This is a genomic window from Flammeovirga sp. SJP92 (assembly GCF_001583495.1).
Lineage (GTDB): Bacteria > Bacteroidota > Bacteroidia > Cytophagales > Flammeovirgaceae > Flammeovirga.
In genome coordinates this window covers 58,029-71,997 of sequence record NZ_LQAQ01000012.1, presented here as the reverse complement: position 1 = coordinate 71,997, position 13,969 = coordinate 58,029, and the positions used below count along the sequence as shown (strand labels likewise).

At 35.7% G+C, this 13,969-nt stretch carries 10 protein-coding genes; 8 read left to right on the top strand and 2 right to left on the bottom strand.

What is annotated here, in order from left to right:
- Nucleotides 1–120: 120 nt before the first annotated feature.
- From lpxD to lpxA, 3 genes are all read left to right on the top strand, one after another.
- Nucleotides 121–1,164, top strand: a complete 1,044-nt coding sequence (gene lpxD, locus AVL50_RS00705; protein WP_062614558.1) for a UDP-3-O-(3-hydroxymyristoyl)glucosamine N-acyltransferase — start codon at nt 121–123, stop codon at nt 1,162–1,164.
- Nucleotides 1,165–1,244: 80 nt separating this feature from the next.
- Entirely contained in the window at nt 1,245–2,642 is a 1,398-nt protein-coding gene (locus tag AVL50_RS00700) for a bifunctional UDP-3-O-[3-hydroxymyristoyl] N-acetylglucosamine deacetylase/3-hydroxyacyl-ACP dehydratase (RefSeq protein WP_062614557.1), read from the top strand.
- 161 nt (nt 2,643–2,803) lie between these two features.
- Complete coding sequence (lpxA, locus tag AVL50_RS00695) at nt 2,804–3,598, top strand: acyl-ACP--UDP-N-acetylglucosamine O-acyltransferase (RefSeq protein ID WP_062614556.1); 795 nt, start codon at nt 2,804–2,806, stop codon at nt 3,596–3,598.
- A gap of 112 nt (nt 3,599–3,710) precedes the next feature.
- Here the strand turns inward: lpxA and AVL50_RS00690 are convergent, their stop codons facing one another.
- On the bottom strand, nt 3,711–5,048 hold the full coding sequence (locus AVL50_RS00690) for an MFS transporter (RefSeq protein WP_062614555.1): 1,338 nt from the start codon (nt 5,046–5,048) through the stop codon (nt 3,711–3,713).
- 25 nt (nt 5,049–5,073) lie between these two features.
- Nucleotides 5,074–6,513 (bottom strand): glucuronate isomerase, encoded by a 1,440-nt coding sequence (uxaC, locus tag AVL50_RS00685; RefSeq protein WP_216638998.1) that lies wholly within the window; start codon nt 6,511–6,513, stop codon nt 5,074–5,076.
- A gap of 240 nt (nt 6,514–6,753) precedes the next feature.
- Here uxaC and AVL50_RS00680 point away from each other — a divergent pair, with 240 nt between their 5' ends.
- The 5 genes from AVL50_RS00680 (at nt 6,754) to AVL50_RS00660 (ending at nt 13,846) form a co-directional block, all read left to right on the top strand.
- On the top strand, nt 6,754–7,368 hold the full coding sequence (locus AVL50_RS00680) for an ABC transporter ATP-binding protein (RefSeq protein WP_062614554.1): 615 nt from the start codon (nt 6,754–6,756) through the stop codon (nt 7,366–7,368).
- Nucleotides 7,369–7,449: 81 nt separating this feature from the next.
- A complete protein-coding gene (locus AVL50_RS00675) occupies nt 7,450–7,860 on the top strand; it encodes a hypothetical protein (protein WP_062614553.1) in 411 nt (136 codons plus the stop codon).
- Between the two features lie 166 nt (nt 7,861–8,026).
- On the top strand, nt 8,027–9,235 hold the full coding sequence (locus AVL50_RS00670; protein ID WP_062614552.1) for a dicarboxylate/amino acid:cation symporter: 1,209 nt from the start codon (nt 8,027–8,029) through the stop codon (nt 9,233–9,235).
- A gap of 145 nt (nt 9,236–9,380) precedes the next feature.
- Nucleotides 9,381–11,576 carry a cation:dicarboxylate symporter family transporter gene (locus tag AVL50_RS00665; protein ID WP_062614551.1) on the top strand — a complete coding sequence of 732 codons (2,196 nt, stop codon included), beginning with the start codon at nt 9,381–9,383 and terminating at the stop codon, nt 11,574–11,576.
- Nucleotides 11,577–11,674: 98 nt separating this feature from the next.
- Entirely contained in the window at nt 11,675–13,846 is a 2,172-nt protein-coding gene (locus tag AVL50_RS00660) for a L,D-transpeptidase family protein (RefSeq protein ID WP_062614550.1), read from the top strand.
- The last annotated feature ends 123 nt before the right edge of the window (nt 13,847–13,969 follow it).

Here is a 13,969-nt window from a genome sequence, read left to right as displayed (position 1 = left end):
CAGAGGTCAACGTGAGCGTTAAATCTATAGTTGCAGATGAAATTTTAACATAATTAAGTTCCCCAATAACATTTTGAATATTTATCCTATATGTTGTAGTACTTACATAGGAACCTTACTATGAAGTTAGAGATTACAGTACAACAAATTGCAGCATTACTACAAGGCGAAGTAGTAGGAGGAGATCCTAATGCAAAAATTTCAGCAATTGCTAAGATTCAAGAAGGAGATGCTAATGCAATCTCATTTCTTGCCAATATGAAATATGAAGATTATCTCTATTCAACTAAAGTGAGTGCTGTAATCGTAAGTAAAGGTTTTGAACCCAAAAAAGAAGTGCCTTGTGCTATGATTGTAGTAGAAGACGCTTATGCTGGTTTTACAGACCTACTTACTGAATACCAAAGAATGCTGAGCTTAGCAAAAGTAGGAATTGAACAGCCTGCTTTTATTGATGACTCTGTAGAAATGGATAAAGCAACAGCTTATGTTGGAGCATTTACTTATATTTCTAAGGGTGCAAAAATTGGTAAAAATGTGAAGATTCATCCTCAGGTATTTATTGGTGAGGGCGTTGAAATCGGTGATAATTGCGTGATTTATGCTGGAGTGAAGATTTGCCACGGCACAAAACTAGGCAATAATTGTACTCTTCAAGCAGGTGCTGTTGTTGGTTCTGATGGATTTGGATTTGCTCCACAAAAGGATGGAACATATAAATCAATTCCTCAAATTGGAAATGTGATTCTAGAAGACAACGTAGATATTGGAGCGAACACTGTTGTGGATAGAGCAACAATGGGCTCAACAGTATTGAAAAGTGGCGTGAAATTGGATAACTTAATCCAAATTGCACATAACGTTGTGATTGGCTCAAACACTGTGATTGCTTCGCAAACGGGTGTTTCTGGCTCAAGTGAAGTTGGAGCAAATTGTATGATTGGTGGCCAAGTAGGTGTTTCTGGTCATATTCAAGTGGCTGACAGAACAATGGTCGCAGCACAATCTGGATTGGCTCAAACAGTGAAAAATCCAGGGACAAGGATCATGGGATCCCCTGCAATATCTCAAATGGATCATCTAAAAGCGTTCGCTGTATACAGGAAGCTACCTGAGTTACAAAGAATTGTAAGAGATCTTGAGAAAAAAGTATTAAGTTTGTAGTTGTGTTTTAAGCACAACCGCTATTATATTAGAAATTAACCAAGTAGTTAGGCAATCTTAATTGCCACTTCTATTTTATGATGTATACAAAACAGCATACTATAAAAGCGCCGGTGACTGTAGAAGGCGTTGGTATTCATACGGGAGCAATCAGTAAGATGGTTTTCAATCCAGCTCCTGAAAATCATGGATTTAAATTCCAGAGAGTAGATATCGAAGGTAAACCAATCGTAGATTGTGACGTTGACAACGTAGTAGACGTTTCAAGAGGAACAACGATTGAGCAAGACGGTGCAAGAGTAAATACTGTTGAGCACGTATTGGCTGCATTGGTAGGTTTGCAGATCGATAATGTTTTAATTGAAATTGATGGTCCTGAACCTCCAATCATGGAAGGGAGTTCTATCAAGTTTGTTGAAGCATTAATGGAAGTTGGTGTTGAGGAACAATCTATGTTGAGAAACTTCTTTGAAGTACCTGAGGGAGTATTTTACAAAGAAGACGATCGTAAAGTAGAAATCGCAGCGTTACCTTTGAACGATTATAGACTAACTGTAATGGTAGACTATAATTCTCCAGTATTAGGTAGCCAACATGCTGCACTTAATAATATTGAAGATTTTGCTTCTGAAATTGCTTCATCAAGAACATTCTGTTTTTTACACGAAGTAGAAGCTTTACGCAAAGCAAATCTTATCAAAGGAGGTAACTTCAACAACGCTATCGTAGTGGTTGATCAAGTGGTTTCTCCAGAGACATTAGACGAATTAGCGGAGTTATTTGAACTGCCGTCAGTTGAAGTAGCTGAAGAAGGTATTTTGAACAACGTTCAATTACGTCACCCTAATGAGCCTGCACGTCATAAGTTATTAGACATGGTAGGTGACTTAGCATTAGTAGGTAGACCAATCAAAGGACAAATTCTTGCAGCTCGTCCTGGTCACGCGGCCAATGTAGCATTCGCTCGTAAATTAAAGAGTTTGATGTTGAAGTCGGCACGTAAAAACGTTCCTACTTATGATCCAGGTGTACCTCCAATTTATGATATCAATCAAATTGAGGAGATGTTGCCACACCGTTATCCATTTAGATTGGTAGACAAAATCACTGAGATCACTGACAACTATGTTATCGGTGTGAAGAACGTGACAATCAATGAACCTTTCTTCCAAGGTCACTTCCCAAGCAACCCTGTAATGCCAGGTGTATTACAGATTGAAGCAATGGGTCAGACAGGAGGTATTTTGGTACTTAACACTGTGGATAACCCAGCAAATTACTGGACTTATTTTGTAGGTGTAGAAGAATGTAAATTCCGTAAAATGGTAATGCCAGGTGATACATTAATCATCAAATGTGAATTATTAATGCCAATCCGTAGAGGAATTGCAAAGATGAAAGGTCAAGCTTATGTTGGTGATAAGTTAGTGACTGAAGCGATCATGACTGCAAGTTTGGTGAAAAAAGATAATGCATAAATATTGAGAAAATGAGTTGAGAGTACACTTACTTTCAACTCATCTTTTTATTCAATATATTTGCATCCTATGACAAAAAGTTTTCTTGTCAGAAGTCTTAATGTTAAAAAATCGAGGTAATATTCGTAAGAATACGCTGATATTATTACCACAAATAGAAGATGACTAAAAATCCTTACACTGAAAAATATCCAATGACAAATATCCACCCTGATGCTAAAATAGCGGATGGTGTAGTGGTGGAGCCTTTTGCAACAATTCAAGGCAATGTAGAGATTGGAGAAGGGACATGGATTGGGCCAAATGCCGTAATTATGGATGGTGCTCGAATTGGAAAAAATGTGAAAGTTTTTCCTGGTGCAGTAATTTCAGGTATACCTCAAGATTTAAAGTTTAAAGGCGAGGAAACGCTTACTTATATTGGTGATAACACTACATTGAGAGAGTGTGTGACTGTAAGTAGAGGAACAACAGATAAGATGAAAACAGTAGTAGGCAGTAACTGTATGTTGATGGCTTACGTTCATATTGCACATGATGTGATCATGGGTGATCACTGTATTTTATCTAATGCTACTCAAATTGCAGGACACGTAGAAATTGATGATCATGTGATTATTGCTGGTACTGCGGCTGTACATCAGTTTGTGAAAATTGGTCAGCATGCTTTTATAGGTGGTGGATCTTTGGTAAGAAAAGATGTTCCTCCTTTTGTAAAAGCAGCAAGAGAGCCGTTGAGTTATTGTGGTATCAACTCTGTGGGATTGAGAAGAAGAGGATTTGAAGGAGATACCTTACAAGAGGTACATGAGATGTATCGAATGATCTATACTAGAGGTTTTACTATGACACAAGCGATCCGTCAAATTGAAGAAGAAATCGAGCAATCTGAAGAACGTGATATCATTTTAGAATTCCTTAAGAAATCAGAAAGAGGAATTATCAAAGGGTATTAATCTGAGCTTAATATTATATCAAAAGCCACTTTTCCATTTTTAAATGAAAAAGTGGCTTTTTTATATTTGTATCGTTTTGCTAGAGAACCTATTTCAGGAATGTGACTAACAGTTACTCAATTTCATTAAGCTGATGATCTAAAGGTTTATACTTTGGAACAATCAAATGCATAATTATTAAAATACTGATATAAGAACACCCTGCAACAAGAAACATCCAAAAATAAGCTTGCTGTCCTGTTGCATCTAGGTTTTGACCTAAAATGATATCAATAAGCATTCCTGATAAGGCTCCAAACATGCCACCCAAGCCTACTACTGAGGCTGTAGCACTTTTAGGGAGTAAATCCGAAGAAACCGTAAACATATTGGCAGACCATGCTTGATGCCCTCCAGAGGCTAAAGCAATAAAACAGGCGGCGATATAAGGATTGTTGGTCAGTGTAGCAATGAAAACAGGAAATACAGCCAATGCACAAATCAATAATGATAGTTTTCTTGATACATTCAAACTGTAACCTTTATTAATGAAAAACTTGGACAAATACCCGCCACCAATACTTCCCAAATCAGCAATTAGATACATGACAGCATAAGCAATTCCTAATTCCTTTATACTCATTCCAAATCTATCTGTGAAAAACATACCCGACCAAAACATAAAGAAATACCAAACACCGTCTGTTAGTTTACCAATGGTAAAAGCAATAGTTTGTTTTTTGAACAGAACCTTTTTAAGTGGAATTTTTACCTCCTCCTCATTCTTGTTCTTTTCTTGGTCATCTTGCTGAATATATTGAAGTTCTTCCTCACTGACACTTGGGTGTTGTTCTGGTTTTTTATAGATTTTCAACCATAATACTACCCAAATTGCACTGAATATTCCTGTGATTAGAAAAGTGAAAGGCCAAGACTGAGTTCCTCCAACAGTAAGTATAGTCGTTACTGCAATGGGAGCTAGAAATGCACCAACATTGGAACCTGCATTGAAAATTCCAGTGGCAAATGCTCTGTCTTTTTTAGGGAACCATTCAGCAACCGTTTTGATGGCGGCAGGGAAATTACCGGCCTCACCAAACCCCAATCCGAAACGAGCTGTCATAAACCCAATCAATCCAAAACTGGGGCGTAACAAAGCGTGAAGCATTCCAAAAACAGACCAAATGCCAATAGCAATAGTGTAACCTATTCGAGTTCCAAATCGGTCTATAATAGTTCCCATTGAAATCATACCTACAGCATAGGCCATTTTAAAAGCAACATTAACGGAAGCATAATCAGACTTTGACCAAGCAAATACTTTTTCTAAAGTAGGAGCCAATACGCCAATGATACTTCTATCCATATAATTGATGGTAGTGGCCATGAAGAGTAATGCTAATATCCAATATCTGTACCGTCCTGCTGGTTTGACTTTATTTTCCTTAAGTTGAGTTTGTACAACTGACATGATGTATAATTTGAGTTTGCCTTTATTAGAAATTGAAATATGATTTTGCGTTGTTATAGCAAATATCTTGTATAATCTTACCCACGTGTTCTATATCATTGGGAAGTAATCCGGCTTCAATATCTTTACCAAACATGTTGCACAATATTCTCCTGAAATACTCATGTCTTGAATAGGAAAGAAAACTCCTTGAATCTGTCAGCATGCCAATAAACCGGCTTAATAACCCAAGGTTAGATAGAGCATTAATTTGTTTTTCCATTCCATCCTTTTGATCTAAAAACCACCAGCCTGATCCATATTGTAGTTTTCCCGCTACTGAACCGTCTTGGAAGTTACCGATCATAGTGCCGAATACTTCATTGTCTGAGGGGTTGAGGTTGTAAATGATTGTTTTGGCTAAACTGTTTGTGTTATCCAGTTTATTTAAAAATTTGGAAAGGTTTTCGGCCTGTGAAAAATCACCTATAGAATCGAACCCTGTATCTGGGCCAAGTTCTCTCATCATTCTAGAAGAATTATTTCTTAAAGCCCCAAGATGATATTGCTGTACCCATCCTTTCGAATGGTCCATTAATGCAAGGTCATATAATATGGCTGATTTGAAGCTTTCAACTTGTAAAGGGGTTAACGTTTTTCCTGCTCTTAATAGCGTGAAAATTTCCTCAATCTCCTCGATTGAATACTCAGAATATGAAATGTAATTTAATCCATGATCAGAAAGGCGACATCCGTGCTGATGGAAGAAGTTATGACGTTTTTGAAGAGCAGTAAGAAGAGAGGTATAAGAATTAATAGTCACATTAGAGACCTCCTCTAACTTATTTAAATAAAGATTATATTCTTTCGGTTGTTCTACAGCCATTACATTATCTGGTCGCCAGGCCGGGAGAACTTTTACTTCAAAACCAGATGCTTTGATCTGTTGGTGATAACGTAAATCATCGATAGGATCATCAGTTGTACAAATGATTTCTACATTTGCTTTTCTTATTAAACCTTGAACGGTATATTCTTCTTGTGCAAGCTTATCATTACATTCTTGATAAATCTCCGAAGCAGTAACAGAAGAAAGTACTTTATTAATCCCAAAAGGCTTTTTCAGTTCTAAGTGCGTCCAATGGTACAATGGATTTCTCAAAGTATAAGGAACAGTTTCAGCCCATTTTTTGAATTTTTCTTCTGGTGTTTTATTACCTGTGCAAAAAGCTTCATCAACACCGTTGGTCCTCATTGCTCTCCATTTATAATGATCACCTTCCAGCCATATTTCTGTGATAGTATTGAACTTTCTATTCTCTGCAATATCTTTTGGAGAGATGTGGCAATGGTAATCAATAATAGGCATGTCCTTCGCATATTCATGGTATAGGATTTTGGCAGTTTTATTTTCCAGAATAAAATTGTCATCCAAAAAGAGTTTTATATTCTGCTCTTCTAATTCTTGTTCGATTACAGTTTTCATCCCCAATTTTTTATGTCTATGAGTTGTTTTATCATGTTGCTATTTACTTATTATGTCATGAAGAATTGATTTTTAACGGGGTTGAAACGGTACTTATAACGGTTAAAGTAGGGGAGAATATCTTGAATTTTGCCATTATTAATTATTGAGCAGTATAGAGTAATACAGGCTCAGAGTTGAGGTGAATAGTTATTGCTATTTTTAATTAATGTATATTTGCCGGCATTAATACATTAAAGAATGGAAATAATAGTAGAGCAATTAAGTAAGAAGTTTAGTAGAGAATGGATTTTTAAAGGGATTGATTACACATTGAAAAGTGATCAGGCTTATGCCATTGTTGGAGGCAACGGCAGTGGGAAATCCACTTTATTGAAAATTCTGTCTGGTATTAATGATCCATCCAAAGGAAAGATAACTTACAAAAAGAAGGATAAGGAAATTCCTGTAGATGAGATTTGGCAGGAATTAGTATTAGCAGGGCCTTACACTGAACTTGTTGAGGAATATACTTTGGAAGAACATTTGAATTTCCATAGAAGATTAAAATCGCTCACAAAGACAAATGAAGAGATCATAGAGGTTCTAGGTTTTAAGAATGCTAGAAACAAACAGATTCAAGCATTTTCTTCAGGAATGAAACAAAAGTTGAAACTTGCTTTAGCATTTTTCTCAGAAGCTTCTATACTGATGCTAGATGAACCTACAAGTAATTTGGATCATAAAAATATAGAGTGGTATCAGCAATGGTTGCCTATTTGTAGTAAGGGTAAAATCACCTTAATATGTAGTAATCAACCGTATGAGTACGAATTCTGTAAGTATAAAATATTCATGGAAAATTATAAATATTAATATATTATATTATATTTGCTATTGTCGGTCTCCTTATTTCAATTGTCTCTATTACATTCTAAAACTTAAAAATCTATTGTAATGAAAAACATTTGGAAAAATGCAATTCTTTTTCTTTCGCTAATTGGCTTAATGACATTTGTATCTAGCTGCGGTAGTAGTGATGATCCAGTAGAAGAACCAACTGACGTAGTTTTCAACTTAACAGGCTTTGAAAATAATGCAGGTGTAGAGATGTCAGTGGATGGAATTACAGCAACAGTAAGCGGTACTAACGTTACTATTGCAGGTATCCCTGAAGGAACTACAGGCTTAATGCCAACAACAATGAAGAATGGTACACAAGCTATTGCTACATTTGTTGCAGGTTTTACTGATGTAACTGGAGATTTCGCTAATCCTACTAGTACTGTTACTTTAGTTTATGAAGAATCAACTTCAAGAGTTAAAGAAACACCAGCTAAGTTTACTTACACGTTCTCTAAGCAATAGTTTACGAATGTAAGGAAAGACCTATTGAAATTTAGACCCTATGACGGCAACGTGATAGGGTTTTTTTTATGCATTTAAATGCAATAACACTCATCATAAAGTAAGTTTAAGTACAATCTATTAACTTTCGGAAACACAATTATTTAAATCATACTAATCGATTAACATGAAGTTTTTTAAAATAGATCTTGGAATAGCTATTCTTATTTCCATGATTCTAGGGGTACTGTTAGGTGTTCTTTTTGGACCTGAGGTATCTGTTATTGCTCCTATCGGAAAAATCTTTATTAAGCTATTGTCAATGCTTGTGATACCATTGGTTTTCTTCTCTATTATCATGGGAGCTCAAGCATTGGGGAAATCAAAAAATGCAGGTGCAATTGGTACATTAACCTTCGTCTATTTTGGTATAACTTCATTTATAGCCGTTTTCTTCGGTATTCTTTTACCAGTACTTTTTGAACCAGGCAAAGGCCTTGATTTATCCATTTTGGCAAATGGAATGATGGATGCAAGCCTTGAAGAGAAGGGGGAAGTAGCCGGTTTTTGGGATACGATATTGGGTGCAATACCATCTAACCCCTTCCTATCGTTATCTGAAGGAAGTGTATTGCAAATCATTTTATTCTCATTGTTTTTTGGGGTAGGTATTGGCAAATTATCAGATGAAAAAAGAAACATTGTAAGTCAATTTATTGAAGGAGTGAATGATGTTTTAACTTGGATGATCATCAAAGTGATGTGGCTGGCACCATTTGGTGTTTTGAGTTTAATGGCAGATGCTGTAGGTACTTTTGGATATGATGTTTTATTCAATATTGGCAACCTGTTTATCTTGTATATGGTGGCTTTATTAATTGTTACTTTCCCTGTATTTGGAGGCCTTGTTCATCTTTTTGGAAAAGTTTCAGGATTGAAATTTATAAAAGAAATGATTACTCCTCAGATTTTTGCAATTTCTTCTGCATCATCTTTAGCTACACTTCCATTAAATTATGAAGCTTGTGATAAGATGAAAGTAAGTCGTTCGGTATCTTCATTTGTTTTGCCTCTTGGTGCTACCGTAAACATGGCAGGGAATGCAGTGTTTAACCCAATGGTTGCTATTTTCTTTGCACAGATGTATGGAATGGAACTAGATTTCGGGCATTATGTAGCAATTGCTATTACTTCCGTTTTGGGTGCTGTTGGGACAGCAGGTGTTCCAGGGCCAACGTTGTTGTCTGTGGCGGTATTAATGGCAGTTGGTATTCCAGTGGAAGCTTTACCATTGATCTTTGGTGTAGACAGAATTTTCGACATGTTTAGAACGGCAGTGAATATCACAGGTGATGCTTCATGTGCAGTGATTATGGATAGAATTGAAAAAGGTTAGGTTGTTTAAGCTTCAGTTGCAATTTTATATAACAGAAGTGAAAGACTTAAAATAAACAGAAGGTTACTCTTATTTTTAGGAATAGGAGTAACCTTTATTTATATTAGGCTTAACAAAACCGTACTTTTTTACTACAAAAAACTATATGTCTAATCCATCCAAAACTTCAAAAGAAAAGAAACCCATGACTTTATCAACAAAGATTTTGATTGGTCTATTTTTGGGAATTGCTATAGGTTTATTTTTTGGTGAATATTGCGAGCATCTAGGAATTTTCGGTGATGCATTTATTGGGTTACTGCAAATGACAGTACTACCCTATATTGTTTTTTCATTGATAGTGAACATTGGCCGTCTTTCTTTAGAAGAAGGACGCAAGCTTATTGTAAACGGCATTCGATGTCTATCATTCTTATTATTGCTAGGAATAGGTGTGGTTTTAATACTGCCTTTTGCTTTTCCAGAATGGAAGTCAGCAAACTTTTTCAGTACTAGCTTTATCACTCCTCCACCAGAGATTGATTTTCTGAAGTTATATATTCCTTCCAATCCGTTTTTCTCTTTGGCAGAAAGTAAAGTACCTGCAGTGGTATTATTTTCTATTCTAGTAGGAATTGGAGTAATGCAAATTAGTGGGAAGGATAAGGATCTATTACTAAATAGTTTAGATGCGTTTAACAAAGCACTGAATCAGGTTAATAAACTGGTTGTGAAGTTGACACCAGCAGGGGTTTTTGCCATTGCAGCAAGTACGGCAGGGACAATGACGCTGGATGAATTAGGTAAGATGCAAGCGTATTTGCTGACCTATATTGTGGCTGTGATGATCATGGTATTTTGGGTATTGCCAATGTTGATTTCGGCTTGTACACCTTTTAAATACAAAGACATTTTTAAGTATACAAAAGCTACTTTGATAACAATTTTTGCAACAGGAAAAATCATTGTTGTACTTCCTCAATTGATCGAAGATTTAAAAGAGTTATACAAAGAGTATAATTTAGGAAATGATGAAAATGATGCAGGAACTGACATTCTAATGCCGTTAGCTTATCCTTTTCCTAACCTTGGTACTTTAGTGATATTTGTTTTTGTTCCCTTTGCAGCGTGGTTTGTAGGGAATGAAATCACCTTTAAAGACTACCCTATGTTTGTGGGGGCAACGTTGTTGAGTAGCTTCGTGGCACCAGTGACAGGTATTCCCTTTATGCTGGATATCTTGAAAATTCCAAAAGATATGTTCCAGCTTTTCGTAGTATCAACAGTATTTACAGATAGAGTAAGAGTGGTATTAGGAGCTATGCATTTGATTACACTCACTATTTTAACATTAGGTACTTCACATGGATTTTTCAAGGTTAAGAAGCGTAAGATCTCCATGTTGATTACTGTTTCGATTGGATTATTTATAGGAACATTAATTCCATTACGATACTTCTTGGCTTATTCATTAAAAGATGTTTATCAGAATGATAAAGTAATTGCTAATATGCAGTTGGTTCATCAGTTGGTACCCTTTAAAGTACTTCCCGAGGCATCTCCAAATCCAATTCCGTTAATAGAAGGAGAAGGAATTTTGGACAGGATTAAAAGAAGAGGGATTATCAGAGTAGGTTTTTATGAAAATGAAATTCCATTCAGCTACTTTAACGCAAAAGGAGAATTGGTGGGGTTTGGAATTGATATGGCTCATGAATTAGGTTCAGTGCTTGATGTGGAAATCGAATTTGTACCAATTACAGTAGGTAACATGCCTGAAGAGTTGAAAAATGACAATTTTGATATTGTAATGTCGGATATATTTATGTCGAGTCAATATTCCGCAGAGTTGGTATTCTCTAAACCTTATATCGATGTTACAATGGCATTGGTGGTAGGAGATCAGGCAGATCAATTTAAGACTTTTGAAAAAACAGCAGCTTTAGATTCTTTCAATATTGGCTATTTTGAAAGACGCGATGTTGCCGATAAATTTTTGAAATATTTCCCTAATGCTCAAGCTGTGCGACTGGATTCTGTTGATGAGTTTTTTGATACTAAACCAGACAGTATTCCTTTAAGTGGCTTACTGACAAGTGCAGAGAGAGGAGCAGCTTTAACGCTTCTCCATCCGGAGTTCCAAATTGCAAATCCGTTGCCTTACAGTATTACACTTCCGCTTGCTTACCCGGTAGGAAATAATGATGAAAATATGGCCAATTTTGTTTCTGACTGGATTGAAGTCAATAAGAAAGATGGCACCATCCAGCGTTTTTACGATTATTGGATATTGGGTGAAGACCCAACAAGTACAGATAAACACTGGAGTGTGATTCGAAATGTATTACACTGGGTAGATTAAAAAAAAGATAAATTCCAAGATGCGGAGAGTGATTCCATCTTGGAATTTTTTATAGAAATTATACCTCACTTCTCTCTTTATTAAAACCCAATTACCAAATGAAATCATTAAAATATATATTGACTATTGCAGTTGGCCTGGCACTGTTCTTTTCATGTGTAACCCAGCAACCTTACAAAAAACAAGATGAGTTGGCTGTATTTTCATCTGAAGATTTTAATTGGCAAGCACTGACAGGAAAAGCTGTTTATGTCAATGCTAGAGGAAGTGCACCTGCAAATATCAAAGAAGAAGTATATACTATTCCTGCCATACAGCAATTAGAAGAAGCAAAAGCTTTGATGCCGGAGAGTTTGGCAGAGCTTACACAGCATTTCCTGAATCAATTATTAGAACAATATCCAGAACTAACAGAGCATCAGAAGGAAATGCTCAATGCTGATGCAAAGTGTGGTATGAGAGTTTTGTCAAAAAAGACAGACCCAAAGTATTTTTCCCTAGTACATCATAAACTACAAAAAGCGTTTTTATACCTGAGAGATACAAAAGGAATTCAAACAGGGTATGCTTTTGTTGGAAATATCGCCAAGAAAAATGTGGGAGGACAAAAGGGATATATTATTAATATGGCTAATGGAGAATTGGTGGAGATTGATATTTCTTCCGCTTGGAAAGGAGTAGGTTTTGAAAATGACTCGGGACAAACTCCTTTGGGTTATTTTTTAGTGTATAAAGATTATCATCAAAAAGGGTGGCAATCAAAAACGATTACTACTGATCCAAAACATATTTTTTACAAACTGCATCGTCAAACCTATGATGGGGAGGCAATGTACATTTATAGAAAAAGCACTAAAATTGAGAAAGCCTATATATGCAGTAATCAATTTGGGTTGATAGGACAGAATTTTGGATCAGAATATGTGGATCTTTCTGCTCCTGATTATTTGAGAAAATCACCAGAGGAAGTTTGCTATATTGATAATAGTAATTCAGGAAAGAGACAATTGTACATCCATGGATCTAACCGTGTGGATCAATTAGGTTTTGCACTTTCAGGTGGGTGTGTCAGGATTTCAAATATCAATTCATTTATCATCAAAGAAATTGTAGCTAAGCAAGGTACAATGCCTGTGTTTTTAGATGCAGTGCCCTTTCATGAACCTAAACCAGTTAAAGTTCCTGGATTTGATGATACTGATTTAGAGTCGATTTATAATACTCAGTCTATAGTCATCAGAAAGCAGAACTTGTTGGATTCGGTTTCTTTATTGAAAAATCTTTATGCTAATGTGTTACCTGAACTAGCTAATTCATTAGCTTACAGAATGTCTAAGGTAGATAAGCAGCATGCAAACGTTGATATCTATGTTACAGTACCGTTCCCTGAATCAGCTATGAAGTATTGGCTTACACTTCATCAAAATAATGAGAATGAAAATATCCTTTTTCAGCAGCATTTTGGCTTCAGAGGAGAATATTATAAGAATGTCAATAGAACATCTCACAATCCTTTTTTCAAGGCCTACAAATCAGAAGAAATCAATCACTATTTTTCAAACAGGATTTCAGATACTAAAAATGCATTACATGCCGACTTAAGTAAAGCTTTGACAAAATATGAGCTAGATACAGTATTACTGTCTTCTGTTGAAATTAATGATCAAACTTTAATAGATGACCATTTTAATGTCTTACAGGACACTTTAGACCCTTTGGAGTATTTTTCTATATCAAATGAGCGAAAAAGAGTATTGCATTATATGGAAATGATAGATTCATTGACCCAGTCCAAACCTGAAGTTTTTACAGAATGGGAGCATTTGGAATGGGTAGAGAAATATATTCCTTTCAGAGGAAATATGGTTTCTGCCTCTGAAGATAATGGTGTTGACTATAATGATGCGGTATTAATGCAGGCTTACATTTATGCTTTGGGAGAGGAGGAGTTGTATAAACGAAGAGTAAAAGCAGGTGAGTTAGTATCTGTAAAAGGACAGCTTTTTCAAGATAAATTGTGGAATGAGTATGGAATGAAAGATACAATGAAAATGATGGATGAAGCAGGTTTATGGGTACTTTTTCAATATTCTCATAGTTCAGAAAATAAAACATTAATGAAAATGGTTTCTGTAGCTTATCCTAAAGATGAAATGCTGTATGGAATGATAATGCTGGCAGAAGCCTATTACAGTAAGTATAAATGGAAGGCCAATCAATATATTATTTCTTCTGAAGTAGATGGAGAAGCATTATCATTAGCTGATTAATGTTTTTCTGTATCAAATAATAAAATAGCCCTTTCTAATAACAGAAAGGGCTAAATGTTTCAAGAGTAAATAGTTTTTGGATTATAAAGCATTCAGTAAAATAAATTTAAGTATTTACATTAG